This is a genomic window from Bacteroides sp. RTP31139st1_H2_RTP31139_211217 (genome assembly GCF_040227615.1).
Taxonomy (GTDB): domain Bacteria; phylum Bacteroidota; class Bacteroidia; order Bacteroidales; family Bacteroidaceae; genus Bacteroides; species Bacteroides uniformis.
Map to the genome: position 1 here is coordinate 1 of NZ_JBCNZM010000350.1, position 1,196 is coordinate 1,196.

Annotated in this window: 2 protein-coding genes; one reads left to right on the forward strand and one right to left on the reverse strand. The window is 45.6% G+C overall.

Annotated elements, in window-relative coordinates; all coding sequences use genetic code 11:
* Nucleotides 1-234: response regulator (locus ABUA47_RS24855; RefSeq protein ID WP_349832303.1), on the reverse strand; the 234-nt coding region annotated here is incomplete at its 3' end.
* Nucleotides 235-320: 86 nt separating this feature from the next.
* Here ABUA47_RS24855 and ABUA47_RS24860 point away from each other — a divergent pair.
* A partial coding sequence (locus ABUA47_RS24860; RefSeq protein ID WP_349832304.1) for an ABC-F family ATP-binding cassette domain-containing protein occupies nt 321-1,196 on the forward strand: 876 nt, incomplete at its 3' end.

A 1,196-nucleotide genomic window follows, 5' to 3' on the forward strand; every position in this document is an offset into this window, starting at 1 on the left:
AATAATCACCGTAGCATCCAGCCCGTTCATAATAGGCATTTTTATATCCATCAGAATAGCTTCCGCCTTGTCGCGATTCTCTTCGAACAAATTTACAATATCCTCACCATTCTTTGCCCATAGTATCTCGCATTTCTTGCCGATAATAGCCTTTATCAGTTTAAAGTTACTATCATCATCTTCCGCAACCAGAATAAGCGGACGGTAATCTCCTGACACTTTTTCTATTTCCATGACCTATGCGTTTTGTTTATATAGGGGCAAAGATATAAAAAATAATAGATTTGCACTATCTTTGTAGCTCATTAAAAAAATATATAATGATTTCTATAGACGGACTGGCCGTAGAATTCGGCGGAACTACTTTATTCAGTGACATATCTTTCGTTATCAACGAAAAAGACCGTATCGCCCTGATGGGTAAAAATGGAGCGGGGAAAAGTACATTGTTGAAAATCCTGGCAGGTGTAAGACAACCTACCCGTGGAAAAATCTCAGCCCCCAAAGACAGTGTCATAGCTTACCTTCCACAGCACCTTATGACGGAAGACGGACGTACCGTATTCCAGGAAGCGGCGCAAGCCTTTGCCCACCTGCATGAAATGGAAGCTGAAATAGAGCGCCTCAACAAGGAACTGGAAACGCGTACCGACTACGAAAGCGACAGCTACATGGAACTTATCGAGAATGTCTCCGCCTTAAGCGAAAAGTTCTATGCCATCGACTCCACCAATTACGAGGAGGATGTGGAAAAAGCACTGCTCGGACTGGGCTTTGTACGCGAAGACTTCAACCGCCAGACCAGTGACTTCAGCGGCGGATGGCGCATGCGCATCGAGCTTGCCAAGCTGTTGCTGCAAAAGCCTGACGTGCTGTTGCTAGACGAGCCTACCAACCATCTGGACATAGAATCCATACAATGGCTGGAAGATTTCCTTATCAGCAATGGAAAGGCTGTCATCGTCATCAGCCACGACCGTAAATTCGTAGACAACATCACCACCCGTACCATTGAAGTGACCATGGGACGGATATACGATTACAAAGTAAACTACTCCAAATACCTGGAACTCCGCAAGGAACGCCGCGAACAGCAACAGAAAGCCTACGACGACCAGCAGAAGTTCATTGCCGAAACCAAGGAATTCATCGAACGGTTCAAAGGCACCTACTCCAAAACCCTGCAAGTGCAAAGC